This window comes from Mesorhizobium tamadayense (assembly GCF_003863365.1).
Lineage (GTDB): Bacteria > Pseudomonadota > Alphaproteobacteria > Rhizobiales > Rhizobiaceae > Mesorhizobium > Mesorhizobium tamadayense.
This window is the reverse complement of sequence record NZ_RQXT01000231.1, coordinates 1-508: the sequence shown is the minus strand read 5'-3', so window position 1 is coordinate 508 and position 508 is coordinate 1. Positions and strand designations below refer to the sequence as shown.

The window sequence follows — 508 nt, the reverse complement described above, 5'->3', positions numbered from 1 at the left end:
ACATCTCGGCCTGCCCGTCTTCAACACCGTCAAGGGCGCGGTGCGCGAGACCCGCGCCGAAGCCAGCATCGTCTTCGTGCCACCGCCGTTTGCCGCCGATTCGATCATGGAGGCGGCGGATGCCGGCATAAAGCTTTGCGTCTGCATCACCGACGGCATCCCCTCGCAGGACATGATGCAGGTCAAGCGCTACATGCGCCGCTACCGCTTCGAGGACCGCATGCGGCTGGTCGGCCCGAACTGCGCCGGCGTCATCACGCCCGGACAGGCGCTGATGGGCATCATGCCGGGCAGCATCTACCTCCCCGGCCGCGTCGGCATCGTCGGCCGCTCCGGCACGCTGGGTTATGAGGCCGCCTCGCAGATGAAGGCGCTCGGCATCGGCGTGTCGACCAGCGTCGGCATCGGCGGCGATCCGATCAACGGCTCGTCCTTCAAGGACATCCTGAAACTGTTCGAGCAGGACGACGAGACCGACGCGGTGGTGATGATCGGCGAGATCGGCGGC

1 pseudogene is annotated in these 508 nt (G+C 66.7%); it reads left to right on the top strand.

Annotation, left to right across the window (positions count from 1 at the left end):
* Positions 1-508, top strand: a pseudogene (locus EH240_RS37440) (succinate--CoA ligase subunit alpha); the annotation flags it as partial.